The organism is Methanosarcina barkeri MS (genome assembly GCF_000970025.1).
Classification (GTDB): Archaea; Halobacteriota; Methanosarcinia; order Methanosarcinales; family Methanosarcinaceae; genus Methanosarcina; species Methanosarcina barkeri.
On record NZ_CP009528.1, the window covers coordinates 1,482,804 to 1,509,650 of the forward strand.

Consider the following 26,847-nt stretch of genomic DNA (forward strand, 5'->3'; position numbering starts at 1 on the left):
TCCACTATCTTAAATCATGATTTTTCTTTTGAATGATATTATACAGTTCATATTATAACAGTTAGTAAAAATAAATGTTTTTGAATTGACTTTTTAACCTTAATAAAAATTTTCTGTTTACGTGCTGGTTTTTCAATAAGATATTCTAAAAAGAGGAGAGACGACTGATGGATGAAACAAGTTATGACAAGTCTATTTCTATTGTTCAATTGGGAGTTTAGTAAAAATCTCAGTAGCGACCTTACCGGTGTTACTGTTCCAGAAACGGCCTTACCGGTGTTACTGTTCCAGAAAACGGCTCAAACTCCCGTACCTGCAAAAAGTAGCTCAAAAGATGACAATGTCACAGAACAGGCTGATAACCAGGGGCAAACTTTGATAAGAAGCGAAGTTAAGGAATCAGCAGTACTTGAACTGAAAAAAATAAAAAGAAAGGTAACTACTCAGCGTAGGAAAAACAATCTCAATAGGCATCTTCTTAAATCTAAAATGGGCAAAATCCTATTAATTAATTAATTAATTAATTAATTAATTTTTCACAACTGTTGCTACTGCTCGTGCTTTTTGGTTTTGTACAGTTGATAATTCTACGGTTATGAAACCTTAATATCAATATCAGTAAGCCTATTTTTCGTACGCTGAATAAATACAAAGAAAAAAAAGAAAGTTAACCGTTCGGAGATGGAATTACTTAACCGAGTGCCTTTCTTATTTTTCCCATTTTTGTGAGTGTCGAGCATACAAGCTGGGAAACTTCCTCGTCCATACAATTTCCTTTACTTCCTGCCTGCAGGAGGTCAGGCTGCATCATTTCTACCAAGATGCGGTATGAAGGTTCTGGGCTGGTTTCAAGATCAAAGGTCTCATGCAGGATATCGAAATCTTTGCGGACTTCCTTCAGACATTCACTTGATAGGAAGCGGGAAGCTACATTGAGATCCAGATATCCTGATGCAAACTTCAGGTCACCTGCAAGGGAGGGGAAGTATTTTGTAAGCAAGTTTTCACAGGCAGCTTCTCCGAGTTTTTCCCGGGCTTCTTCAAGAGCACGACCTGTCCCTATGAATTCCGGAGGCAGGCCTATGGAATAAAGAGCGCCTGTAAACTTGATTGCCCTTGGAAGCTGAAGGTCTTCAGAAGGCATACTGGCTTCAAGCTCTTTTCCTATATCGGTACGGCAGAGGTTAACCAGGCCTGAGATATCAGGAGCACTTCTTGAATAGCCACCTGTACCTTTGTGCATAAGACGATCCCGCTGCTGTGGAAGAAGGTCAGCTATCTGGTTTATCGTAGGAGCCAGTTGCCTGATAATCCTGCTGTAGCTTGCCCCAAATATCCCAATAAGGTTTATTATTTCTTCTTTTTCTTCGACGGAAAAGAGTTCAGGCGTTTCAGGCAGCCTGGCCTTTGCAAGTTTTACCAGAGATTCAGCGTCCCCTTTTTTATGGCTGTACCTGAGCGCGGACTGGAGAGTAATGGTCCCTACTCCCTGGTATTCCCTGAAAAAATTCTCTGCATTCTTCAGGTCAAGATGTCCTCTAAAAGGCAGTGTTCCTGCTCCGAATATAATGCCAGTTTGAGTGCCAAGTTCGGAATTTAGTTCGCAGATCCCGTTTATTGCGTATTTGCATGAAAGCGTGCTTGCAATGTGCCCAAAAGAGAGAGCAGAGTCGGATTTACCCAGAAACACCCTGAATTTCTCAGGAACTGTCCCGAAGTGTCCTTTCCAGGCAAGAATCGTATTTTCTGCAAGTTCTTTTGCATGCAGCAGCGCAGGAGCATCTTCTATGAGAGGAATTATACGAGGGACTTCCATTGAGAAACCGAATTCCTTTTTTGCAAGCTCACTTACGTCTACCATATGCTGTTGAGCTCCAATAATTTCCCTGACGCTGTCTGTCATGGGGTGCACAAACTCATTGATTGCCTGAACATCCGAGTATTCAAGAGCATTGTGATTAGCCTCAGCAATTGACATCATAACCATGAGCTGCCTGAACCGGTTTTCCTGAACCGCACTCGGAGCTCGAGGAGTGATAAAAATATCTTTTCCTGGGATCAGGTCTGTTTCTTCTATGAATTTTGATACAATCTGGACATTCTGATGGTAGGGAGTTGCCTTCCCTTCATAATCCGGCATGTACTCATCACAGCCGAATATCTGTGCAGCCTCTATAGCTTCTTCCGGCTCTTCCTGCGTTGCAATATATTTTGACGCCGAGTCCGGATGCTGGGTACACATTACTTTTGGAAAAACGGTTTTTCTACTCATAAAATAAATCCTCATTGTGTACAGCTCAGACCTTAGTTGCTGCTGAACTGATTATTAACTTACCATAAAATCCGCTACTGATTCCCTTACTGAATTCGTTAGTGGATTTATTACTAAACTTGTAATTCTTTTAGTGAATAGCAGGTAAATTCCTTTATTGTTAACCCTTTGTTTTATGCAAATCAGTATCGAATCATATTGTTTACTATATGATAAATGTTTCCGTTTACAATAAGTTGACATATATGGCCTGAGATAACAAAACTACTGCAACTATAACGAAACTACTGAGAATTGTGCTCTGAAGCCTCAAGTAGAAAAGATTATTCTGTATATAAATATGCAAAATTATCCAGACAGTTGTAACTACAAACTTTTAAAAAGAGTTTGATCAAAAAAGGAAAACTGTCTGTCTCTCAGCCTTTAAAAACTGCTTGCCTGCAAGCCTTTTGAAAAGAAGCTTGAGTAAAAACTCCAAGAAGCGGCATGATCAGCCAGCAACGGTTGTGGCACAAGCCTTTTCAAAAAAGGCTTGACCGAAAATTTCAGCAACAACATAGTTGGCGTGATCAATTGCATAGAAAGTTAGAGAATTATAATTATTTAATAATTCTGAACCTTTTACTTAGTCTAATTTCATGGTAGCCGCAGTTTCTGCATTTAAAGTACCTTATTTTCTTTTTGAGAATGTAATTTAATACATCCGTGTTTCTATATTCTTCTATTGCATGCTCTTCCCCGCATTCCTCGCAGGTGTCTTCTTTTAAATTGCCCTGCCTTTTTTCGTGATAGTGATCTATGGGTTGAGGTTCAACTTTTATATCTTCATATCCGCAGTTTATGCAGTGCCAGTATTGTGTCAGGGTTTTTGTATAAGCATCGATTTTGCTTTCTTCTGTTACGAGTGGAGCCTGAAATTCCTCAAAAACTAAATACTTCCCGCATTTCTCGCAGTATGAGTCTGTACAATAATTTGCTATGGCTCTGTAATAACCAAACATATAAAGGAAAACAATTTCTGACACAATCGTTAGGAATCTTCCGGCTGATAAAAGAAAGCTTTCGGATTTTGCAAAGAAATGAGCAGGGAAAAACATCAAAATCAGGAATAACAAAATTGAAAGAATGAAGAGTTTTGAGAATAACCTGGCTCTTTTTTGAATTTCCTCTACTCCAAGCTTATTTACCAGATTAAAAGCTTCTTCCATGCTTTCAGGGCTATATCTTGGATTTAAGTTCTGGGTCATTTCCACGACGTCATTTTCAGGGTCTATCTTATAGTGAATGCCTTCATAAAAAGCCTGATATGAGCCCGATGGAAACCTTATGCGTTTGTCTTTTGCCAATAGATCAGCGGCCCGTTTCTGGTTAGGTTAGCTGTTATTCGTGAGTAATTTTATATCACAAGGCATAATAAATGTTTTTCCAGCAGAGCTACGGCTCTGCAGCCCGAGTTCCGTAAGCCTATTCAGAAAACTGCTTTTCTGCAAGTCTTTTTAATAAAAACTTGAGCGAAAATCCCGGGCAATGTTTGGTTTTGAGAGTCTTATCCTTCAACCTCCATCCGGCTTGATCACAAGCCTTTTTTGAAAAGGTTTGACCGCAACCCTTTTCAAAAAAGGTTTGACCGCAACCCTTTTCAAAAAGGCTTGACCGAAAACTTCAGCAACAACATGGTAGGCGTGACCAAACGGCGCAATGGTTGCGGTTCAACACTTCACTCAGAGGGCTGAGTTATGGTTAAGATACTGAGCTATGTTCAAGGGGGGCTGACTTGTTATAAAGTAGTATTACTTTTGCTCAGCCGGCTCGGTTTTAAAGATCTTGTAATTATATTGTCAGCTATGAACATTTTTGAAATCCACTCAAAACAGACTTTATATCTCGAATTTATCTCAGGCTCACAGGAAACTGGAGTTCTCTAGGATTTACTTTTCACTTACAAATATCACAGTATCCTTTCCGTTCCCTTCTGCTCTACTAAATAATACTTAGAAAAACTATTTTGTACGTAATATAGAAACACTAGCAGTAAAAACTTACAGTCGCTGTGAAGGTACTTCCTGGAGAAACGAATAGACTTTAATTATATATATCATGAGGTAGACTAGGATGTGGGCATCTGGGAAGGTCATAAGAGACCTTTTAACTCTTTTTAATAACCCCCAACACCCCCACTCCCCAATATCCAGATGCCCAATTTCCATATTATCAGTTTTTCTAATTATGTTTCAGGAGTATGAATCGAGTTCCGCTTCGACAGTACGTAATATATTTATCTCACTTCATTCACTCAAGCGGACTATTTTAAGTACAGATATCGAGTTTAGCTAAAAGCTTATTTTAGGCAAAATCATAGAACTAAATTTAGCTGTTTAGACTCTTTCCTGACGAAAAATGAAAAAGATTTACAAGATATGTAAAAGTTATTGAATAAACTATTTAATAAATTAAACGAAGCCAAGGTCCGGATTTGAACCAGGACTGAATCGCTCTGCTGGCGATTGCGTGACCGCTCCGCCACCTTGGCAATCTGTGAACCTTATACAGCATATACAATATATAAATTTATAGGTTGCCAGGTATTATCACGAATGCTGTGAGGTTTTTCCTAAAATAAGTTTAAAAGCAGTTTTAATATTTTTTTATAATAAATATAAAAATTTACTAGCTTTTATCTATAAAAATGCTTTATTGTATCCTCTTCAAATTATATGGGTAAAAGCAGTAATATTTTTTCTGTGGTTGAAAATTCATTAAATTTGAAGAGGATACCAAAAAGGAATGGAATTACATAGAATATATAAGAAATTTTTAGAAATTTATACGACTTGTCAAGCTCAATTGGACCAAAAAAAGGAAAATGTTCAGTATCAATTAATGGATGCTGTCAAACTAAGGATATAATATGATACTGGCCGTTTTAAAATTTTAACAGAAACTATATATGTCTGCCTTTATAATTTACTTCTATATATTGCTATAAAAGTATATAACGTGTTGATTTTATGCATTATTGTGGGATTGATGACTATTCCTACGGTTTCTACTGAAAAATGGGACTCCAAAAATGCTAAAACAAAATTTATTTTAGATTTTAATGGAAAAGATTGCATTTTTAGCTTCTAGATACAAAACTCTTTTGACATAGAGAACTGTTTTTCTCTATATTGTTGACTCAGTTCATAAGCCAGGGGCAGACTATAACCAACAATGTAAATGTGGGATCAAGGAATGAATTATCTTGAAGTGGACTTGAACTGGGGAGGTACTAGTGATTCCCTGACTCTTAGTGTTTATACCCTCTCAGGAAGCAAACTCGGAACTTACAGAACTCTGACGGAAGCGTAAATGGTAGGATATGCCTCAATATAGATGCCTCTCAGGGATATGTACAACAGGGAACCTGGAAGTTTAAAGTTTATGGGGAATTGGTTAGTGAAAAACAGAGATATACACTTAATGTTTACCAACATTAAGCTTGAAAAAAAGCTTATCTTCTGTTTGCTATTTTTTCTATTAGTAACAACAGCCAGAGCTACGGAATATACTGTAAGCCCTTTTCCGAGCGATCAGTCTGGAGCTTCAATTAACGGAGAAAAAGTAGTTGAACTTGAAGTTACTGAGATACCTTACTGGCAGTTTTTGCTCTGGTTAGCTGCGATGCAAATCTTATCAATAATAGACGTAATTCTGTACTTTACAAAGCTCATTTTCGTAATACTCGGATTTCGAGTTGCGGACCATCCAATTACTATTGGGACTCTAAAGAGAAAGCACATATATGCTTTCATCAAAGCCTGTCCAGGGACGTGTATCAGCGAGATTGCAAGCGATATGAGCCTGAGTAGGGGAAATCTTCGCTATCATCTCAATATTCTCAAAGCAGAAAATCTGATAGAATCCCGCAGTGATTGCGGAAAGATCCGGTATTTCCAGAATAATTCTACATACGGTGAGGAAGAAAAACTGGTTATTTCCGTTCTTCAAAATGAGATGACCCGAAAGATACTATATAATATATTAAAGGAAGAATGCAACACCAACGGAGATCTTGCCCGGACAACAGGAATTTCTAAAGGTGCAATTACCTGGTATATGAAGCAGTTGAATGAGTCAGGCCTTGTTAAAGAAGATCGGATAGGAAAGAGTACAATATACAGTATAAATCCTGTTTATCGGGATGAAATTGAAAAACATATTTGAAATTCTTTTAAAAACGGTCTTACTTCAGGATAAAACATTAAAAAACAGACTCAGATAAATAAATGAATTTTTAAAAAACTGGTTTTGCAAGTAAAAAATCCAAAATGCCTAATATAGTATATATTTCACTTTTGAGCATAACTTCTATACAGGACACAAAAAGATTTGTCATATCAAATATTATCCTTGAAATATGAAATCACAGGTTAAACATCTGATTTGATAGTTTAATGATTTGGCTAAAAACTTTGTATTTTATATAGAGTGTCTTAGTATTAAATTATGGAGTTCAAATCTCTCTGAAAAACTAATTTGAACTCCAAATGTCCAGCGGCTTAATTAAGTTAACTTTAAAAAGATTTAAGGTTTACTTAATCCTGTTTCTGGAGTTAAATCACGGGGTGAAAAAAAGAACAACAAGAGAACACTTAGAAATGGTGTACTCTTGTTGCGTTTCTGCTGGCAAGTATTAAGACTACTATGGCTTCTGGAAAGAGTCGTTATAGTACTGTGTCTACAATTACTGTCCCATAAAGGAATTATTACTGTTTTGGAGGGTACACAAAGAATTAGGATAATTAAATTTCCTGTGTATGTATACACAGATTTGTGATATTTTCTTCATATACAATTGTTTGATAATTTACATACAAAATATATAAAACAATTAAAATTTTCAAGTATGTGGCAATGTTTTATACGATTAGTAGAGTTTGAGAGCGATTCTGAACCTTGCTAGAAGTAGCAATCAAGAAAGTAAAGGATATGAGGAGTATGAATGGACAGAATTGGGTCAAATCTCCGGAACATTTGCAGTTGGACTGAACATGTTTCGCTATCAAAGTGAAGGGTTATTTCTTTTCAAATGCATATTCTTTGCTTTTGAAACATCTTTTTGCTTCTACATAGGTGCGACTATTGCGATATATTTTTTGAATAACTGAGATTATATATAAAACAAATAAAAGCAATGTTTCTAATGTGCGACTTTATTGTAACTCATAAAGGATGTAATTAGGAAGTCAGTGAAGTATTCAAAGGAGATATATTATGCTAAAATCTCTTCTTACTTTTTTTATTTTTTTATTAGCCTCGTTGTCTACTCGCGTAATAATAATGACTTATTATCCACAGTATACTTATTTTGCACATGTATTTTCTACCTTTTTGATTTCCATAGGCATGGCTTTTTCAATTTCCTCCATGATTATGAAATATATTTCATTTCTCCCAACTATTAGTCCGAAAATGAAAAAACAGATCAAGATTGGACTTATTACTCTGATTTTTGCATCAACACTTTTGGAAACTTATTACGGATCTATGCCTCAAACTCAATGATAAATATATGTAATCGATAAATTTTTATTAAAACTTAATTAAAAATCTTAAAAATGGAAAATATATAAATGTAAATGAATTTGCAATGTGTAGATTACAGAAGTTTGTAAATGCAACTTTGAGTAAAAACTCAAAAAGAAGTTGCTTTAAAAGTTTTTATAAGCTATATAAGAAATTTACAATTTTATTCTGACACTGAAGATGGAAAATATCCTCGCTACTTTCCTCTTTAAAAGATATTCTTGACAAAAGGTATCTTTATACTTTTCAGATGGTGTGCCAATTATTCTGAAAAATCATAAATATCAAGAAGTTACTGAGTAGAGAATTCCATATCGTAAGATCAATTATCTACATAGTACGTAAAAACTTGACTTCAAATTTACAGCAAATTCGAGACACTGTCTTTTTTAAATTTAGTAGCAAATTATTATGTAATAAAACACTGGTCGTTTTAAAATATTAACAGAAACTATATATATATCTGTGTTTATAATTTTGTTTGGGTGTTACTATGAAATCCTGTAATGTGTTGATTTTATGCGTTATTATAGGATTGATGACTATTCCTGCGGTTTCTGCCGAAAAAGTATACTCAGAAAACTCGAATAGTGAAGTTATTTTAAATTCTACTGGGGAAAATTACATTGTTAGCCCCTGGATAGAAAATTCTTTTGATATAGAGAATTCCCTTCTTTCGATATTGTCAACTCAGTCCATAAGCCAGGGACAGACTATAACTCACAATGTAAACATAGGTTCAGGAGTGAATTATCTTGAAGTGGACTTGAACTGGGGAGATACTAGTGATTCCCTAACTCTTAGTGTTTATACCCCCTCTGGAAGCAAACTCGGAACTTACCACGATAGCTCTGATGGAAGCGTAAATGGTAGAATACATTTCAGTATAGATCCTTCCCAGGGATACGTGCAACAGGGAACTTGGAAGTTCAAGGTCTATGGGGAATCAGTTAGTGGAACACAGAGCTACACATTTGGTGTCGCATTGCATTAATTATAGGAGACTCTGCCTCCTTTGCTTTTTATTTTTATTTTCAATATTGACAGCTGAAGCTACGGAATATACTGTAAGTCCTTTCCCGAGCGACAAATTCGGGGAGTCCGTAGCCGGAGAAGATGTACAGATAGTAGAAGATACTGTTATACCTTACTGGCAGTTTTTGCTCTGGCTAGCTGCGATGCAAATCTTATCAATAATAGACGTAATTCTGTACTTTACAAAACTCATTTTCGTGGTACTAGGATTCAAAATTATAGATACAGAAAATGTACTAGATAATTCTAATCGGTCCAGTATCTATACGTATATCAAGACTAAACCGGGAGCATGCATTGGTGAAATTGTAGAAAAAACAGGCTTAGGCAGAGGAAAAGTAAGGCATCATATAACTATTCTGGAAGTTCAGAACAAAATTGAAGTCCATAACGATGGCGGAAAGATTAGGTATTTCGAAAATAATTCCACTTATGATGAAGAAGAAATAAAAATTATTTCTGCTCTTCAAAACATAACAAATCAAAGAATAGTTTCAGAAATACAAAATGGGAAGTGTAATACAAACTCAGCTCTTGCACATGAAATTGGAGTTTCCAGAGCTACAATTAGCTGGTATATGAGAACTCTTAAAGAAGTAGAACTCATAAATGAAGAAAGAAAAGGAAAAAACATCATTTATAGAATAAACCCTTCTTATGAAAATTTAATTGAAAAATATGGATAAAATAACCTTGAATCCGGTTTTAAAAATACCGACTATCAAAAAGTTTCTGAAAAAGTCTGCTTCAATCTCTCGACATCCTTTTTTAATTAAGTAGATATTTTTTTCTCCGATCTACTTATTCTTAAACCCTGAATCTATATAGTCCAAGAATAAAAGATGACTTTGGCCTTCTTATGGTAAAAATATATAGATGGCAAAGTTTTAAAATCAGACGAGTGAAGTCCGATTCTGCCGTAGAAAAATACAATATCTCAAAGAACATATCAGTTCCTTTTTTAACAAAAAGCCTGATTACTAGCTGTATACTTTGAATAATTGACGTTGAACTATCCTATATATAACTTCCGACCAATTTCTCTAACTGTTTTTTTGTAGCTCATTTTAGATCTGTAATGATTCCCTGATCTCTGATAGTTAGAGAAATTGGCCGGAAAACTTATAACTAATTCTCAAAAACTGAATAAGTGGGAATGTTTGCAGGGTTCAGTGAAGTTTGAGAACGATCCTGAACCATGCATACCCGAAGGCAAGAGGTAAGTTACTTTATAATACTTAATGTTTTCTGAGTCTTGCCTTTCAACTAAAATAAAGAAGGTAAGTAGAAATGAAAACAAGAAAATTTGTTGATATGAGTAAATTAACGCTAAAGGCACTACTATCATTAGGAATTCTTGCGATAAGTTTAAGTTCTATTGCTTTTGCAGAAACAAACACATCTCCAATTAGTACCAATGAGCAGATACCTATAACCTTGAATATAGATCAGGCAGACGAAATTACTACTTTTTATCTGGAAGAACTCTCTGGAATAATACCTGAGCTATCTGATTGGAAAGACGCAAGTACTGAACCTGACATTACATTTTATGATCTAGAGGGGAACATCACAGCATATGCATTTGACGTAATGAAAAACAATCAATATGATGGCTATATAATTGCGTCTGCCACGAAAGACAAGTATCCAATTCTCGAATTTTCAAAAGGGAAACTTCCATCTAAAATTTCTACAATGACCAAGAAGTCGCAACTTAAAGTAGCAAAATATGCAAGTGAAAATAAATTGAGTATTGAGAAAAGCACACCAATCTATGAGGGTGCAACATTCTACTATACAGAATATAATCTTCAAGACAGTAAAAATATGGTTAAAAAGAAGGTTATTGTAGATCTCGTTACATCAAAGATAATAAGTGAGGATGCTGAAAATATTTCTGCCATCACAGGTAAAGTAGAAACAGTTGAGAGCGACGAAATAGAAGAAGCTTGGAATGATTTGGAAAACAGAATGGAAGGGAAAAGCGCTGGAGGAAAAACTGTAGTAATTACAGCGACTAGTAAAGCCATTTCTAATGTTCCTTATTATTCCGCCAATACTGCTGGCTGCGCTCCAGCTGCAGGTGCTATGGTTCTAGGATATTGGGATACACATGGATATCCAAATATCCCAAGCGGTAACACCCTCATCTCGGAATTAGCAACGGCAATGGGCACTTATCACGGTAGTACAAACCCATCTACTGTGGATGATGGAATAGAAACAGTTTGTAGTAACCATGGTTATACCAACTTTAATGCCATAACATATAGCGGTACTATGTACATGAGTAATGTTGTATCAGAAATCAATGCAAATAGACCGTTTGTCCTGGGTATGTATGGCGCCGGAACTAGAGTTGGAGGCTCAACTGATTATGGTGATCATGGCGTTACATGTATGGGTTATTATTATCAAGGGACTACTCAGTATTTAAAACTTCACGATGGTTGGGATACAAGTGCACCTCATTACATTACCTATGGCAATTGGGACAGCGCAATACCAGTATGGGTAAGACCTTAATCACCTTACCCTTTTTTATAAGAAGAGATAACTATGTCCCTCTCACAAATTAATATAAAGATAATACTTGTTTTTTCTTTAGTCTTTGCTATTTCAGCTCTATATGTATTTTATTCAGAAAATAGCGAAAAAAATTCAGGTGATTTTCTCGATAATAGCAATAACTCAATAATAACTAACGTGTACTCAGGAGATTCTATACAGCAAGCAATAAACAATACCAGTTCGGGAGGCACTGTTACTGTTGATTCAGGATTATACAAAGAGAATCTGGTTGTTGATAAATCTTTAATTATAATATCGCAGCCAGGAGAAACGACTGAAGCTATTATTCAAGCTGCAGACCCAGAAAAAGACGTATTCCACATAACTGCGGATAATGTGACGATTAGCGGCTTCAATATAACTGGGTCACATGGTAAAGCCGGCATCTATTATAGTGGGTCTGATGGTAACATAAATGAAAATAAATTAAGTTATAATAACTATGGAGTTTACCTTAACAATTCAAACAGGGATATCCTGGAAAATAATGAAGTAAATAACAACTCATTTGGAATCTATCTAAAAAATTCTAACAATAACCAATTAAAAAGCAACAATGTCTCAGGAGTTGGGATATTTGTTGGGTTAGAAAATAATGCAACAGGAATTTATCTTGAAGACTCAGACACCAATAAATTAATGAGGAACACCATATCAAAGTTATGGGATGGTGTGAACTTCACCGAATCGTCTAATAATGAGTTAAATAATAATTCGATTTTACATAACTACTTCAGCCTTAGTCTTGTTAACTCAAATAATAATAAAGTTTTGAATAACACTATTGTGAGACGTGGATATTCATATTCAGTTGTTCTTGCCGATTCTCAAAATAATACGGTAAAAGGCAACAATAAAGATTTGAATACTGAGCTCAAAATATGTTATAGTTTTAAAAGCACAAACAATACACTAGAAGGAGAACTTTATACCTCAAAAGGGGAATGACGGTGTTTTTAGAGTAAAATAACGCAAAAGTTTACCTATAAGTAAAAAAGTTATTCTCCTCATATATTTCCAATAGTGGCTTGCTGCTTTCAGTGAATCATGTTGCTATTAAAGTCTAGCGCGCGTGGATGATTATAGGCAACTGCTACGGGTGACAATTTTACAGTCAAAGCTCGGTTGCACACTTTAATCCACGCAGAGCTTGGCAGAGCTTATTTTTACAAGCTTTTCAAAGTCCCAGGCAAAAAAATCCCTCATCTGTTCCTTGTAAGCCTTGTTATAAAAGGCTGAAAGATTGTAAGATCCCAGAACGTCTGACTGGATATGTTCATAATGGAAGCTAGTGCATCGATTCCAAAGTATGTCCAAAATGAATTTTTTGAAAACCAGATCGAATCACTCTGCGACCGGCTGCGTTTTCCGTGTTACAGAATTCCATGTGACTTTAAAAAAATATTTGTGCCAATATTTGCGTCATAAGCTGTAATTCTTTTCTTATTATGCACGTATTTGAGAATCGATGCACTAGGTTATACATTCTCCTCGCTGTTGGGCTGATTGAGCAAGAATATTTAACCTGACGTTGACAGTATCCACTAATTGTTACTGACTATTTCCCTTCTTTTTTATCCCAAATGAACTTGACAATTTGTTTAAGTTTATAAAAATTTGGTATATATATGTAATTCCATTCATTTTTGCTACTATCCAGCTATTTATCCAGTCAAAATTCGCAAAAATATAATTTTTGACTCCATTTATCTTGAACTTGATTGTAAGTGTCAAATTCTTCAAGCTTTTTTTAATGAATTTTGTAGACGTGTGTTTCAGGTCCTCAAATTCATCTCGCATCAGCGATATGAATAATTGAGCGATAAACCCAAGGATAATAGCTCCATTAATGCTATCATCCGACCAAACTCTCAACGGTTTAATGTTTATTTCGTTCTTCAATGAATGGAATATTTTCTCAATAGAATCCTTTTTTCTGTATGTTATCAACGCATCTTTAAGTGTCAAATCTCTGTTTGATTTCAGACAGAAAAATCCTTCTCTCCCATTAATCAGTGAAGCTTTCAATAGTTCTATAGCTTTCTCGTCACTAAGCTCGAAGAGCTTAGTTCTAAAAGAGTAATCAATCTCAATCAACTCATTATTTACTCTTGAATCTTTTGGGAAGATTTTTTTGTTATGACGGCCTTTTGAACTTCTTTTTCTTCCTGTAATTTCCTCATAGCAGTTCTTGCTTTTGCTTCTAACTGCTTTTTCTGTAGAGATTCAGAGAAATAAAAGTACTTAATAGTACTGAGCTCAACGATTTTTATTCCATATATACATTTTTTGGAATCAATCAATTCTGCTCTTTCCAGATCAAAGTTCTCAATGATTTTATCGTCACTTGAATTTAGTTTCATAGAAGTGAGATAGTCCATTTTAGCATCCAGTATAAGGTTGAGATTATCTTTGGTATTAGCTCCTTTATCAAAAACAATAAGAGAGCCTTTTTTAAGCCTACTTTTAACCTGATTAAAAGTATCAGAAAAGTGCTCAAGATCAAGAACGTTTCCTTTATTCACTGTAATTCCAATAGGTATGTTTATGGGGTCAGCTAACTCACTCACTCCAACTGTTATCTGCAACTTGTCAGGTCCGTGATCTCTGCTATATCCGAATTTACCAAGGTTGGCTTTAGTTCCGTGAAGAACTATACTCGTCCAATCCAGGTTTATATTCGTCTCTTCAAAACCATAAGTAGAAAATAGAGAGTCCAGAATATCACACAGAATTTCCTCTTTGTTACGTCCCAAAAGCTCAAGAGTTCTGTAAAGAACTCTTTCGTGAAACCTTTCAAGATTTAAGGTATCCAGAATCTCTTTCTGATTTAACCATTTGCCAGCTTCTTTGATGCTAAAATTATCAGTTAATTTGTAGCTTAACAAATCGATTACTAAACTATTGAGATCAAGACCTTTACTTTTATGATTACTAAAAATATCACAGAAATTAAGCTTTTCATAAAAATATTGGACAGCAAGAATAGATCCGATAGAAACACATATATTCTTGTTAGGAATTGTAGGGAAGGCTCTTTGTTTTGTGATGTACATTAGAGCGAATAACACAAAACAAAGAGCACTTATTTTTATGTAACTGTCAAAGTCAGGTTAGTTAGCAGAACCTGTCAAATTAAGGTTCAAAAATACTGATTATCAAAAAGTTTCTGAAAAAGTTTGCTTCAATCTCTCTACATCCTTTTTAATTAAGCAGATCTTTTTTCTCCAATCTACTTATTTTTAAATCCTGAATCTATATAGTCCACGAATAAAAGCTGACTTCGCCTATCTTGTGGTAAAAAGACATAGATGACAAAGTTTTAAAACAGGCGATTTCGTAAAGACCGATTTTGCTGTAAAAAAATTCAATATCTCAAAAACATATCAGCCATTTTTTTAGCAAAAAGCCTGATCATTAGCTGTAGACTTCAAATTATTAGCGTTGAACTATTCTATATATAACTTCCGACCAATTTATCTAACTGTTTTTTGTAGCTCATTTTAGATCTGTAATGATTCCCTGATCTCTGATAGTTAGAGGAATTGGCCGGAAAACTTATAAATGATTCTCTAAAACTGAATAAGTGGGAATGTTTGCAGAGTTCAGTGAAGTTTGAGAACGATCTTGAACTCTGCATACCCGAAGGCATGGGGTATATAACTTTACAACTATTTTAAAGTTTGCTTCTAGCCTCTTGAATAAAAGTGAAGACGTAAAAATAAATGATCGCAAAGAAATTCAGCACCGGAAGATTGTTTTTGGCAATGTTCCCGGTATGTATGGCTTTTATGCCGGCAGCAAGTGCAGAAGAAACTGCTAATGTAGTGGAGACTGCTAAAGGTACTCCAGGATACGATGGTTCAGCAACTGTTTATAATTGATTGATAGCTAATCAATGATAAAGATTTTATAGGGAAGGTTACATCGCACCTTCCTTTAAATTTTTGGAGACCATTTCTTAAAGTGATATATATGAAAATTAAAGCTTATTTTTCAGTGGTGTTTGTTTATCTAATATTAATTGCAGGCACCGCAGAAGCAGCTACGGTCACAGTGAGCAAAAATGGTGAAGCGAATTACTCAATAATTCAGGAAGCTATCAATAACGTAAAAGATGGCAATACAATTCTTGTTTACAATGGAAACTTCACGGAAAATGTGATTGTTAATAAATCTGTGTCCATAAAATCTAACTCTGGCAATCCAGATGATACTATAATTCAGGCTTCCAATCCTGGAAAACATATCTTCAATGTGACTGAGGATAACGTAACTATCAGTGGCTTTAAAATTACTGGTGCCAGTAACTTTGTTACATCTCCAACCGCCGGAGTACATCTCGAAGGAGTTAATAACAGCATTATTAGTAACAACAAATTATCAAACAACGTAATTGGTATAGATCTCCAGAGTTCCGATCATAACATGCTAAGCAAGAACACTGTTTCTGATAATGAGAGAGGTATTAGTCTTACAAATTCTAACGACAATGATCTCATCAATAATGATGCTTTTGACAACCGATTTGGCATCTACTTTTGGGGTTCCAAAAATAATATTTTGAGTTATAATAATGCAAGTTCGAACGAAGGAGACGGTATCTGGATTGAAGATGGCAGTAATAACAACACACTGAGAAATAACATGGTCTCAAATAGTGATGACGGTATTCTACTTACTGAATCCAGCAATAACAACACAATGTCAGGTAACAATGTAACTTTGAGCCTTGTTGGAGTTCAAATAACTGATTCCAACAATAATACGGTCAAAAATAATTTTATATCAAACAACAGCCGTATTGGAATTTCAATAATAAGGAATTCCAGTAATAATACAGTTAAAGATAATTTCCTATCAAATAACAGTGAAAGTATCGTAACGGAAAGCTCTACCAACCAAATCTACAATAACAAAATTAAGGAAGGAAAAATCCATGATACGAACGCTTCACAGATAGCATTTATCTATCCTTTCCTGACAGTTGTTATATTTGGAATAACATTTGTATTCTTGAGAATAGAGTAATTTTTGGTGAGAATATGGGCAGAAAATTAGCAAACCTAGTTATTACTTTTTTAATCTTAGTTTTACTTTCGGAAACCGTATTTGCCCATGATTACCATGTACTTTCTTCTGATTTTCATGAAATTAATGAAACAAATAGTTGTTCAGAAAAAATTGTATACAATATTTCGTACTCTGGCTGGAATGATAGTCCGGACAAGACAATTTCCCTGCTCTCAAAATTAAGTGAAGAACCTCTATCAGTTCCGCTTGACATTTCCCAAACAAGAATCGAAAACTCAACCCGGATCATATCTTCTTTTGGGGAAAGAAAAATCGGAAGCAAAAACGCTGCCGAAGCTTCTCTATTCATAAAAAATGAGATGGAAAACGCAGGTCTGCATGTCTCTTTTGATAATTTTTCCGTAAGGGTGCGCACAAGGAATTTCAATTACTGGAATGTGAGTGGAGCAAACGTTGTGGGAGTTAAAGAGGGAAATGTCCTTAAAGATGAGATTATTCTCGTAACTGCACATTATGATTCAAGAATACTTGTACCTCCTAAATCCGGTCTACGAGGTTTTTTTGATTCCAGGGTCAAAAGGCCCTATTTCTGGCCGGTCTGGTCCGATACTTACGTTTGCGAATCGGCCAATGGAACAGGAGCGGATGATAATGCAGGTGGAGTTGCCTGCATGCTTGAACTTGCAAAGGCATTGCAGAATAAGTCATTAAACAGGACAATATATTTCATTGCTTTTTCCGGAGAAGAGTCTAATCTTCTTGGCAGCCAGGCATGGGTTGAAGCCCATCCTGAGCTGAAAGACAATATTGTTGCAGTTGTTAATCTCGACTGCGTAGGAAACGAACCTCTTTGCGTATGCTATCTTCCCCAGTATGCCTGGCTTAAAGATATTTTTGAAAATGAAGCAAGAAATTCGGGGGTTAGAATTCAATCTGCACTTATAGAAAGAGGAGATCATGAAATCTTTTGGGAAAACCACATTCCTGCAGTAGTCCTTTGCCACCACAATTACAAAAGTCATGATAATTTCCACAAATTGAGCGATACGGTTGATAATATCGATTTTTCGGTTATCAGGAATGCAAGTACTCTGGCTGCCAGAAGTGTTATTTATCTGGCAGATCCAGATGAGAATCAGGCTCCTCTTGTTAATGTCTCCAATCCGGAGATTTCAGAAGCCTCATTTGAACTCATCTATAACGTCTCCGACCCCGAGAGTACTGTGGAAGTCTTTTTTGACAATCAGAGCCTGGGAAATCTCCGATCAGGCAGGACTTTTTCGCTTCCTGTAGGAGGACATACCATCAAGGTTCTGGCAACCGATCGTTATGGAAATAGAGGCACCGAAAGCATAAATGTTGTAAATAAGGAAAAACAAAGCAGAAGTTCTGAACCTCCTCATCAGGAAATAGAGTGCTCTGAGAATGAGGTAACATATGTAATCGGTTACCCAGAAAATTACATGGACTCAAACAGAACTCTTTATTATTACCTGGATGATTTCGGGCCTCTGGATCCCGAAAATCTTTTTGTTCTCACCCCTGGTAGTCACAATTTAAAGATATGGTTTGAAAATGAAAACGGAACTTTGTTCATGGAAAATAAAACTTCTGATTTTAGAAAATATTCCATGGAACGAGTCCAGGTAGATAACCCATTCATGGATCGTAGAAATCCTCTTATCTTTGTCTCGGGTGTAGTTGCAATTTTGGCTGCTTTTGCATTTTATGGAAAGTGGATAATAAAGAGATTTTCGGATCCAAAGGTCTCTAAAGATGAAAAGAAATAGAGTATATGATATATCGAGTAAGGCACAAAAAGCCTGATCACTAGCTGTAGATTTTAAATAATTGGCATTGACCTGATCTATATATAACTTCCGACCAATTTCTCTAACTGTTTTTTGTAGCTCATTTTAGATCTGTAAAGATTCCCTGATCTCTGATAGTTAGAGAAATTGGCCGGAAAACTTATAACTAATTCTCAAAAACTGAATAAGTGGGAATATTTTGCAAGATTCAAGTAAAGTTTGAGAACGATCCTGAACCATGCATACCCGAAGGCATAGAGTCTATAACTTTATAACTATTTTATAGTTTGCTTCTTGCCTCTTAAATGAAAGTGAAGAGGTGGAATTGATTGGTATTGAATAGCAAAGTTCAGAGAATGAGTGCACAAGTTACTACCTGGATCACGGAAGCGAATGGGCTTGTGACCATAAGTGTTATTGAGAGGTGACTGAATGAAGACTCCAATAAAAAGAAATTCGAAACAATTTCTCTTTTCATTTTTTGTTTCTATCTGTATCATCATAGCGGGTGTTGCAGTAACCATAATGGAATCACTAATTACTTCCTATATCGTGCTGATGGGAGTCGGACTTCTTTTATTCATCCTCTCCATTTCTGAAACTGATGCAAAATTATCTAAATTGCTGTCAATTTGTAGCAATGTCTTCGCGAGTGCTACCTGTTTTGGGTTGTATTTTCACTTTAAATCATCTGGCAGTACTGTAACGGCGAAGTTTTTCGCCTTATTTGGTATATTTATATCCATTACGACTATCTATTCACTAATTCCTATATTTAAAAGGTAAATTGGTTTCGGCTTGAGCAAGTCTTGTATTTTTGTTTACTTTTCTTGCCAGTTCCAACCATATTTGCACATTAGTTTTCATTGAATACTTCATCAAAAAAGTTGTTTGTATCAGGAGATACAGCGATGGTTAATATAGATTATATTGTAAAAGAAGAATTATTACGTTCATTCCCGGTATTAGTTGTTAGTTTTTTAATAATCGGGCTGCTAAATAGGGAAGGATATATTCCGCTAAGGATGTCAGGGGTATTTATTCTTTCCCTCTTTATTACAGCTATCCATTTCTCTTTTATGGTCTGGTATAGAAAAAAGGAACAAATTGATAACAATAATTTTTTCGTTATAATTAACCATATTTTGAGTTCAAAGTCTCATGACGAAAAAATCACAGAGGTCTATAAAGATGAAGAAACTAAAATTTCTTCATCAATTCGAGAACATATGGGTCTTCTACTTGTTACAATACTTTTGTATATCGCCTATCTTTATGCTTCTTTAGTTTATAATATGGATCAGATATACTGGATTTTGCTTTTATTATTTATCGGAGTCTCACTCTCAAAGATCATATATGGTGAAAGGAAAGCAAATCAAAAAGATCCTATAAGATTGCTGGTTTTCTACGTAATCGCATGTGCCTTCATTTTTGTACGTTACCTTGTTCTTGACTATCCTATTCTTTCTATTTTGAAAGGAAGTATAATTCTTGGAATATTATTGATATTTTTGGTTTTAGGAATAAAATGGTTGCAGCGCAAACAGAATTCAGATAATTGAGTTTCCTATTATCGACATACACAGATTCGTGAAAATAAAAGATGTACTTATAGGGATTTTCATGAAAAACATTTCTCATATAATAGCTCTCATGACTATGATTTATTTATCTCTTATTTTTATACCGATAGCATATGCAAATCCGATCACAATTCAGTATTTTCATCAAAAAGGTTGCCATGATTGCGAAGTGACTGGTCCTATTGTTGATCAAATAGAAGCTCAATATAATTAAGCTTAATTTTGAAAAATTCATAAATAATTACAAATGTCTTTAAGATTATTAGTTTTACAATATTTAAAAAAAATGAACTATTGAAAGATGAGTAATATGACAACAATGAAAAAATTTAGCTCAATATTTGTTCTGACTTTCATAGTTGTAGCCCTCTTTGCTTCAGGCTGCGCGGAAAAAGACCTGAGTGCAGAACAAATTGCATCCCAGATGATGGATAAAGAGAATAATACTCGAGATTATTCATATACAATGCATATGACCTCTTACTTTGGAGGAGAAACCAAAGAATCAGAATCCAAAACTATGTTCAAAAAGCCTAATATGATTAAAAGTATTGTAACAGAGCCCGGTAAAGAAAATCAAACCGTAAGTGTTTCAGATGGGAATATCTTGTGGAGTTATACCCCAGATACCAATACGGTCACAAAAATAAAAATTTCCAAAACTTCCGAACTTACGAAAAATGACTATACCAATATCATAGATGATTTCCTGAACGATACTAATGTAACAGTACTTGGAGTTGAGAATGTAGATGGAAGAAAAACTTATCTGCTGGAAACAACTCCGAAAGAAAACGATGGAGATTACGAGCTTATATACAAGACAAAAATTTGGGTAGATCAGGAAACATGGATGCCTCTCAGGTATGAGACATATAATGGCGATGGAAATCGAACCATGAAATTGGAAATTCAAGACCTGCAGGTTAACACAGGACTTCCAGATTCGGAGTTTAAATTCGAGGTCCCAGAAGGCGCAAAAATAGTAGACTTAGGAGAAATTAAGCCTCCTGAAAAATTGAGCCTTGAAGAAGCCAGAAAGGAAGCCAGTTTTAAGATCCTTACTCCGGAGTACCTTCCTGAAGGCTATGAATTCAATAATTCAATGGTCTACAACAACAGCCAATTTTCTCCTGAAAACCAGAGTTTTGAAACCGTTGAAATTACGTACACAAAAGACGAAGCCTTTATAAGTCTCGCAGAAACCGTCTCTACGAACCAGTCATCCGATTCTACAATTATGGATAGAGGTGAGGATATTCAGATTAACGGGATAGATGGAAAATATCTTTCGATGGGGAAAACGAAACTTTTAATGTGGAAGTTAGGAGAGGTAAATCTAAGTCTTTGCTCTTCCCTGGAAAAAGACGAAATGCTGAAAATCGCGGAATCAATTTCAGAAAAGGCATAAAACTTGTAATCTTTGAAAAAAAGTAACTAGTCAGGTACCCTAAAATGAATCAATTAACACCGATTTTGGCCATAAGGATATGTCTAATAAGGGATTCATAAGAGATTCATAGCAAGATTAAAAACAGCATCATTTGGCATCAACTTACAAAACAGACTGAAATATATTGTAAATACCAAATCATTTAAATTAAGGCTTTTGATGTTGATTTGTGGTGCCTGAATAGTTACAAAGTCAAAATCAAATCAAAATCAAATCAAAATCAAATCAAAATCAAATCAAAATCAAATCAAAATCAAATCAAAATCAAATCAAAATCAAATCAAAATCAAATCAAAATCAAATCAAAATCAAATCAAAATCAAATCAAAATCAAATATAGACGAAATAAAAAGTGTTTAAAGCCCGCCCGCAGGCGGGGAACTTGACTTTAATTGATTGAAATTTACTCTGCCGGAGCTTCTTCTGGAGCTTCTTCCGGGGCTTCGAGACCGAGAAGAGCTTTTATGGATTTGCTCCCATACTCAACGACTTTTGCATTAATCTGGACAATGTCAGGAGCAACTTCTTTGCCACGGACCATCTTTCTCCTGCGTTGTCCTGGATGTTTAGGGGTATAGCCAACACCTACTGCCATCAGGATTCTTTGTCTTCTGGGACCTAGAAGGTCAGGTTTCATAACAAAACCACTGCCATCACAACCGCCAGTTAGCTTTACTTTGTAACCGGACAGGCCGAAAACAGCACCATCAACAACGTCGCCTATTGACTTTCCGATTAATGCGTTTGCTTCAGCGTCTTTTACATCGATCTGGTAAGCACGCCCTTCCTTTGGGTCAGAAACTACAACTTTGAAATTAGCCATGTGAAATCCTCCAATATCAAATTTACTTTTAATAATTCCTTTGCCTTGCCTCTTCATCCGAAACTTTACTCGGATTTTCCTGAATTTTTACCTGAACCTTCCGTGTATTCTGAACATAATTTCTGAATATAATTATACACTTATAAGCATTATTTTGCCCAGAAAGGATTATCTTTTCTTTTCAGGGAAAGAAAAATATCAAGAGTTTCCTTTTCATCGGTTGAAAGGGAATCGTATATCTCGTGCTCAAGAACTTTGGCATGCCTCTCAGGCACGTTGACATAGAGCACGTCCTCCTCTTTGATCTGCCTGCCTACGGTTGCACCTTCAATTGCCATTGCAACCTCTTTGCCTATTCCTGCAGACGGAATATTCTCTCCTTCGATCTGCAGGCCTTTGATCTTGCCTACAACGTTTCCGTTTTCAAGCATCACATCGGCATTTGTGCGCACGACTCCGCCAAGCACTCTTATGCCGACAACTGCGGGTTTACTCTGGCGGAATATGCAGCCAGGAAGGATTTTGAATTTTCCCGGACGGATTATTGTTTCGAAAATCTTCTTTTCAGCCTGTTCCTGCTGCTCTTTTACATATTTCTGGTAATCTTCAACCAGGCGGTAAATCACGTCACTTGTGAATACCTTCACAGTGCTTTCCTGCAGGAAATCTCTGGCGTCAGGGTGAACTTTGACATTGAAACCTATAATCACCGAATAGAGCGGGTCTTCAACTGTCGAAGCCTCAATTGCGTCCCGGTGTGAGATATCTCCTACTTCGGCTTTCCTGATGGAGATCTCATCTTTCTGGAACTCATGGACAAGGGCTTCAAGGGAGCCGAGAGTATCGGCTTTGATCATAATTCCGACCGCACCAGTATCAATCCTGACCTCATCTATCTCGGATTTTATCTGGTCTACAATCTCGTCAAGAGTATCTTCGTTAGCAACCCTTATTGGAGAACCTGCGAGTGCACCTTCGAGCCCTGGAGCTGAAATCTTAACTCCAACCGCAGCAGTAACCTTGTTCACCTGCTTGAACTTGCTCTCATAACGCATCTCAGAAAGTTCCCTCGGCTTTAAGAGAGCACGGACTTTTGTCTGGATTGGTTTTCCCAGGCTTCCGATAACAACAGTATCGCCCTTTTTCAGAGTGCCGTCATAAAGGATAACATCCAGGGTTGCACCAAGCCCTTTTTCTTCCTTGACCTCAAGCACAGTGCCGACTCCGGGACCTTTGGCACTGTAATGCAGGTTTGCTTCAAGGAATTTCTGAGCCAGGCCTAAAAGTACCATCAGGACATCAGGAATTCCTTCGCCTGTCATGGCACTTACAGGCACTACACCCAGGGTTTTCTGGAAGTTTGTGACCCTATCGTACCGTTCTGCTGCAAAACCCTGGTTGTATAATTCACCGATTACTTCATAGAGCTTTGTCTCAAGCCGGGCCTGGACGTCCTCAGACTGTTTTTTGAAAGTGACCGCAAAAGGCAGGTCTTTTTGTGAAACCCAGCCGCCAATCCTGTCAATCTTATTCGCAACAACAACAAAAGGAGTTTTGAACCGCTTTAAGATCTGCAGGCTTTCGTAGGTCTGAGGCTTGAAACCTTCGTTTATGTCCACTACAACGATTGCAAGATCGGCAAGAGCGCCTCCCCTGCTCCTTAGAGTTGTAAAGGCATGATGTCCAGGTGTATCAATAAAGAGCAGTCCTGGCACTATGAACCTATCCCGAAGCCTTGGGTCTCCAAGCTTGTTGATAATTACATCTATTGGAACTTCAGTTGCCCCAATATGCTGGGTGATAGCGCCGGCTTCTCCACTGACAATTGCAGTACCCCTGATCTTGTCCAGCAGAGTCGTTTTCCCGTGGTCGACGTGCCCCATCACGCAGACTATAGGAGTCCTCAAATTTTTCTTGTCGGCCATATGCAAAACCTCTCTCATTCCCGCGTCTTATTTGCTGCAGGTCCAGAAGGGTCCGGGTTTACCCTGACGGACCCAAATTGCAGGTCGGATAAACAAAGGCCCTGAATCGTGTCCTGAAGTTTCAGAAACGCGAAAAGGCTTTGATGCACCTGCTTTATTCGTACAGACAGACCTCGTCAATCCTGGAATAGTTCCCGATTTCGGAGTCCTTAAAGTGAATTGCAATTTCCCTTGCAGCAGCTTCTGGGGAATCGGAAGCATGAACTACATTTCTGCCTACATCCAGAGCAAAATCCCCACGGATTGTTCCGGGAGCTGCATCTACAGGATTTGTAGCCCCGTTTATAGCCCTCATAACTCGAATTGCATCTTTTCCTTCAACTACCATTGAAACTGAAGGTCCCGACGTTATGAATCCGACAAGGCCGGGGAAGAAAGGCTTGGCCGCATGTTCACTGTAATGCTCTTTTGCAGTGGCTTCACTGATAACGTTCATTCTGAGGGCAACGATTTTCAGACCTCGCTTCTCGATTCTGGAGATTATTTCTCCTACCAGCCCGCGCTGGACTCCGTCAGGCTTTACCATAACGTATGTCTGTTCCATGTGCACACCTTAATAATCCGAACAAATAAACTGACAATTCTTATGCTTTCTTCAACTGGATTTTACCTTTTTCAGTCCATTCGGTACGTCTTGGAAGCCTACCCAGATTGAAGTTACTCATACACTTGGAAGAGTGAATGTAGTAGGTAGAACCGTCTTTCTTGACGTAGAGCTTACCGGTTCCGGGCTCCAGCATCTTCCCGCAGAAATAGCATTTTCTCTGTTCCATTGTCTCACCGCTTTCTTATCTGGTGGTCAGTTTCTTTGCTTCTCTTGAGGTTTCAAGAAGCATCAGGATATCACCTACGCGGACTGGGCCCACGCAGTTTCTTGTAATAACACGGCCTTTATCCCTGCCTTCCAGAACCCTGCACTGGATCTGACTGGCTTCACCATGCATACCTGTATTCCCGATAACGTCAATAACCTCAGCAGCAAAGCCGCCGGTTATGTTTTCATCAGCCATAATTAGCACCTCATGTTATCAGGATTATTTAAGGGCTTCAAGTTTCTGGGCAATGTCCTGGACCATTTCACCTGCTTTTCCTGCATCTACGATTGCAACAGTTGCGCAGGACACACCAAGCCCACTGGCTGCACCGAGTTCCTTCTGGTTTTTGATGAAGATATAAGGTGCTTTCTTTTCTTCGGAAAGTGGAGCAATGTGAGCAACAATCTCGGCAGGCTCGATATCTTCTGCGATCAGGACAAGCTTTGCATTGCCTCTTTCGATTGCTTTTGTGGCTTCATTGGTGCCCTTTTTAATCTTTCCAGTATCTCTGGCAAGCTCCAGGGCTTCAAGTGCTTTGTTTGTAAGTTCTTCTGGAACGTCGAATTTAGCTAATTGTGCCATATAAGATTCTCCTTCGAAATTGCGAGTATCGCAATTTTTCATCAATCATTGGTTTTTAACACACATCTGTCAACATTGAAATCAAGTCTTAAATCGAAACCGTATAGGACTTCAATGCGGAGAGTAAATGAGTTGAAACATAGATACTGCTAGCTAAATGCTGCAGATCGAACCTTAGAAGTACATGATCACCTATAAACTTTCTGCTTGAAAACATGAGTCATAGACCAAAAGCAGAAGTAGATTGATAAGAAATTCATATATATAAGGCTATTTCCAATTCCAGGATAAAAAATGAACTAATACGTCATGGTTATAAGGAATGTCAGAAATTTTGATCTCATGGACGCAATTTATTATGAAGCTCATAAAAATCTCTATATTAATCTCACAAACCGCTGCAGTGCAGACTGCGTCTTTTGCATCCGTAATTTTGCAGACGGGGTTTACGGATATGACCTGAGGCTTTCAAGAGAACCGACAACAGAGGAAGTTATCGGAGCCCTTGAAGGACTGGATCTTTCAAAATACAGAGAAATCGTATTCACAGGCCTTGGAGAGCCAACAATCAGGTTCGATGTGGTGCTAGCAGTAACCCGCTGGCTGAAAAGCCGGAATATTCGAGTCAGACTAGATACTAATGGACAGGCAGCCCTGATAAATCCGGGAAGAGATGTAGTCTCAGAACTGAAAACCGCAGGGTTAAACTCTGTTTCCGTAAGCCTGAATGCCGAGTCCGAAGATAAATATAACAAACTCTGCAGACCGATTCATAAAAATGCATATTCTGCAGTACTTGATTTTGTCAAGGGAGCAAGGAAGGCAGGAATCAGTACAAGGGTTACAGTAGTTAATGTACCCGAAATTGACTTGAAAAAATGCAGAAAGCTTGCAGAGGAGCTTGATTCAAGCTTCCACATAAGGACTTTATCCGAAGCTGCAAGCAAAGAAATCTGAAAACTGTTAAAAGTTAAAATACTTAGAAAATCATAACCTAAAAATTTAAACTTGATATATTTATAGTCATCACTTTAAATAATGTGACATTTATTTACATTTATTCATTACCTTGGGAGCGCAGAGGGTCACGAATACTCCGTTTTTCACAGGCTGTCCGACAATTATTGCTAGTACATTGATTCCAAAGTATATCCTAAATAAATTTTTAGAAAACCACGGTAAGCACGGAAGATACGGAAATAAGTAGGAAAGGCATGTTTCTTCTGTGTTTTCTGTGTTTTTCGTGGTTGTGTAATATTCCAGATTAAATCACTCTGCGACTGGCTGCTTTTTCCGTGTTACAGAGTTC

At 36.9% G+C, this 26,847-nt stretch carries 22 protein-coding genes, 1 tRNA gene and 1 pseudogene; 12 read left to right on the top strand and 12 right to left on the bottom strand.

Features of this window, described 5'->3' with window-relative positions:
* Window positions 1–171: 171 nt before the first annotated feature.
* A complete protein-coding gene (locus MSBRM_RS05980; RefSeq protein ID WP_048118930.1) occupies window positions 172–516 on the top strand; it encodes a hypothetical protein in 345 nt (114 codons plus the stop codon).
* Between the two features lie 175 nt (window positions 517–691).
* On the opposite strand, the gene ppcA is transcribed toward MSBRM_RS05980, so the two are convergent.
* The 3 genes from ppcA to MSBRM_RS06000 form a co-directional block, all read right to left on the bottom strand.
* Complete coding sequence (ppcA, locus tag MSBRM_RS05985; RefSeq protein WP_048155031.1) at window positions 692–2,272, bottom strand: phosphoenolpyruvate carboxylase; 1,581 nt, start codon at window positions 2,270–2,272, stop codon at window positions 692–694.
* Between the two features lie 599 nt (window positions 2,273–2,871).
* Window positions 2,872–3,618: a hypothetical protein gene (locus MSBRM_RS05990; RefSeq protein WP_048155034.1), complete on the bottom strand. Its 747-nt coding sequence runs from the start codon at window positions 3,616–3,618 to the stop codon at window positions 2,872–2,874.
* Window positions 3,619–4,730: 1,112 nt separating this feature from the next.
* Window positions 4,731–4,802: transfer RNA gene (locus MSBRM_RS06000), tRNA-Cys, on the bottom strand.
* A 932-nt stretch (window positions 4,803–5,734) separates the two neighbouring features.
* Between MSBRM_RS06000 and MSBRM_RS06010 the strand changes: the two genes are divergently transcribed.
* The 5 genes from MSBRM_RS06010 (at window position 5,735) to MSBRM_RS06035 (ending at window position 12,397) form a co-directional block, all read left to right on the top strand.
* Window positions 5,735–6,478 carry a winged helix-turn-helix transcriptional regulator gene (locus MSBRM_RS06010; protein ID WP_141706333.1) on the top strand — a complete coding sequence of 248 codons (744 nt, stop codon included), beginning with the start codon at window positions 5,735–5,737 and terminating at the stop codon, window positions 6,476–6,478.
* Window positions 6,479–8,333: 1,855 nt separating this feature from the next.
* Window positions 8,334–8,834, top strand: coding sequence for a pre-peptidase C-terminal domain-containing protein (locus MSBRM_RS06020; RefSeq protein ID WP_048118918.1), 501 nt, complete (start codon window positions 8,334–8,336; stop codon window positions 8,832–8,834).
* Window positions 8,794–9,561, top strand: a complete 768-nt coding sequence (locus MSBRM_RS06025; RefSeq protein ID WP_048118917.1) for a winged helix-turn-helix transcriptional regulator — start codon at window positions 8,794–8,796, stop codon at window positions 9,559–9,561. Before MSBRM_RS06020 ends, MSBRM_RS06025 begins: the two co-directional genes overlap by 41 nt.
* A gap of 604 nt (window positions 9,562–10,165) precedes the next feature.
* Window positions 10,166–11,404: a C39 family peptidase gene (locus tag MSBRM_RS06030; RefSeq protein ID WP_048155036.1), complete on the top strand. Its 1,239-nt coding sequence runs from the start codon at window positions 10,166–10,168 to the stop codon at window positions 11,402–11,404.
* Window positions 11,405–11,437: 33 nt separating this feature from the next.
* A complete protein-coding gene (locus MSBRM_RS06035) occupies window positions 11,438–12,397 on the top strand; it encodes a right-handed parallel beta-helix repeat-containing protein (protein WP_048155039.1) in 960 nt (319 codons plus the stop codon).
* Window positions 12,398–12,583: 186 nt separating this feature from the next.
* Here MSBRM_RS06035 and MSBRM_RS06040 read toward each other — a convergent pair whose 3' ends face one another.
* Window positions 12,584–12,766 carry a hypothetical protein gene (locus MSBRM_RS06040; RefSeq protein WP_048118914.1) on the bottom strand — a complete coding sequence of 61 codons (183 nt, stop codon included), beginning with the start codon at window positions 12,764–12,766 and terminating at the stop codon, window positions 12,584–12,586.
* 312 nt (window positions 12,767–13,078) lie between these two features.
* Window positions 13,079–14,505, bottom strand: a pseudogene (locus tag MSBRM_RS06045) (IS1634 family transposase); the annotation flags it as partial.
* 669 nt (window positions 14,506–15,174) lie between these two features.
* Here MSBRM_RS06045 and MSBRM_RS20125 point away from each other — a divergent pair.
* The 5 genes from MSBRM_RS20125 (at window position 15,175) to MSBRM_RS06070 (ending at window position 21,291) form a co-directional block, all read left to right on the top strand.
* Window positions 15,175–15,333 carry a hypothetical protein gene (locus MSBRM_RS20125; protein ID WP_155396473.1) on the top strand — a complete coding sequence of 53 codons (159 nt, stop codon included), beginning with the start codon at window positions 15,175–15,177 and terminating at the stop codon, window positions 15,331–15,333.
* A gap of 91 nt (window positions 15,334–15,424) precedes the next feature.
* On the top strand, window positions 15,425–16,480 hold the full coding sequence (locus MSBRM_RS06050) for a right-handed parallel beta-helix repeat-containing protein (RefSeq protein ID WP_048118910.1): 1,056 nt from the start codon (window positions 15,425–15,427) through the stop codon (window positions 16,478–16,480).
* Window positions 16,481–16,494: 14 nt separating this feature from the next.
* Complete coding sequence (locus MSBRM_RS06055; protein ID WP_048155042.1) at window positions 16,495–18,273, top strand: M28 family metallopeptidase; 1,779 nt, start codon at window positions 16,495–16,497, stop codon at window positions 18,271–18,273.
* 932 nt (window positions 18,274–19,205) lie between these two features.
* Complete coding sequence (locus MSBRM_RS06065; protein ID WP_048118889.1) at window positions 19,206–19,859, top strand: hypothetical protein; 654 nt, start codon at window positions 19,206–19,208, stop codon at window positions 19,857–19,859.
* 331 nt (window positions 19,860–20,190) lie between these two features.
* Entirely contained in the window at window positions 20,191–21,291 is a 1,101-nt protein-coding gene (locus tag MSBRM_RS06070; RefSeq protein ID WP_230669071.1) for an outer membrane lipoprotein-sorting protein, read from the top strand.
* Between the two features lie 445 nt (window positions 21,292–21,736).
* Here MSBRM_RS06070 and MSBRM_RS06075 read toward each other — a convergent pair whose 3' ends face one another.
* From MSBRM_RS06075 to rpl7ae, 7 genes are all read right to left on the bottom strand, one after another.
* Window positions 21,737–22,156 (bottom strand): 30S ribosomal protein S6e, encoded by a 420-nt coding sequence (locus MSBRM_RS06075; protein WP_048123041.1) that lies wholly within the window; start codon window positions 22,154–22,156, stop codon window positions 21,737–21,739.
* 149 nt (window positions 22,157–22,305) lie between these two features.
* Window positions 22,306–24,081, bottom strand: coding sequence for a translation initiation factor IF-2 (gene infB, locus MSBRM_RS06080; protein ID WP_048118885.1), 1,776 nt, complete (start codon window positions 24,079–24,081; stop codon window positions 22,306–22,308).
* Between the two features lie 14 nt (window positions 24,082–24,095).
* Window positions 24,096–24,230, bottom strand: coding sequence for a hypothetical protein (locus MSBRM_RS21660; protein ID WP_255361873.1), 135 nt, complete (start codon window positions 24,228–24,230; stop codon window positions 24,096–24,098).
* A 5-nt stretch (window positions 24,231–24,235) separates the two neighbouring features.
* On the bottom strand, window positions 24,236–24,685 hold the full coding sequence (ndk, locus tag MSBRM_RS06085) for a nucleoside-diphosphate kinase (protein ID WP_048118882.1): 450 nt from the start codon (window positions 24,683–24,685) through the stop codon (window positions 24,236–24,238).
* A gap of 40 nt (window positions 24,686–24,725) precedes the next feature.
* Window positions 24,726–24,914 (bottom strand): 50S ribosomal protein L24e, encoded by a 189-nt coding sequence (locus tag MSBRM_RS06090; protein ID WP_011308298.1) that lies wholly within the window; start codon window positions 24,912–24,914, stop codon window positions 24,726–24,728.
* Between the two features lie 15 nt (window positions 24,915–24,929).
* Window positions 24,930–25,151: a 30S ribosomal protein S28e gene (locus tag MSBRM_RS06095; protein ID WP_011308299.1), complete on the bottom strand. Its 222-nt coding sequence runs from the start codon at window positions 25,149–25,151 to the stop codon at window positions 24,930–24,932.
* A 24-nt stretch (window positions 25,152–25,175) separates the two neighbouring features.
* The gene (gene rpl7ae, locus MSBRM_RS06100; protein WP_048118879.1) at window positions 25,176–25,538 is read right to left on the bottom strand and encodes a 50S ribosomal protein L7Ae; all 363 of its coding nucleotides are present in this window, start codon (window positions 25,536–25,538) and stop codon (window positions 25,176–25,178) included.
* Window positions 25,539–25,847: 309 nt separating this feature from the next.
* On the opposite strand from rpl7ae, the gene MSBRM_RS06105 reads away from it, so the two are divergent.
* The gene (locus tag MSBRM_RS06105; protein ID WP_048118877.1) at window positions 25,848–26,495 is read left to right on the top strand and encodes a TatD family nuclease-associated radical SAM protein; all 648 of its coding nucleotides are present in this window, start codon (window positions 25,848–25,850) and stop codon (window positions 26,493–26,495) included.
* The last annotated feature ends 352 nt before the right edge of the window (window positions 26,496–26,847 follow it).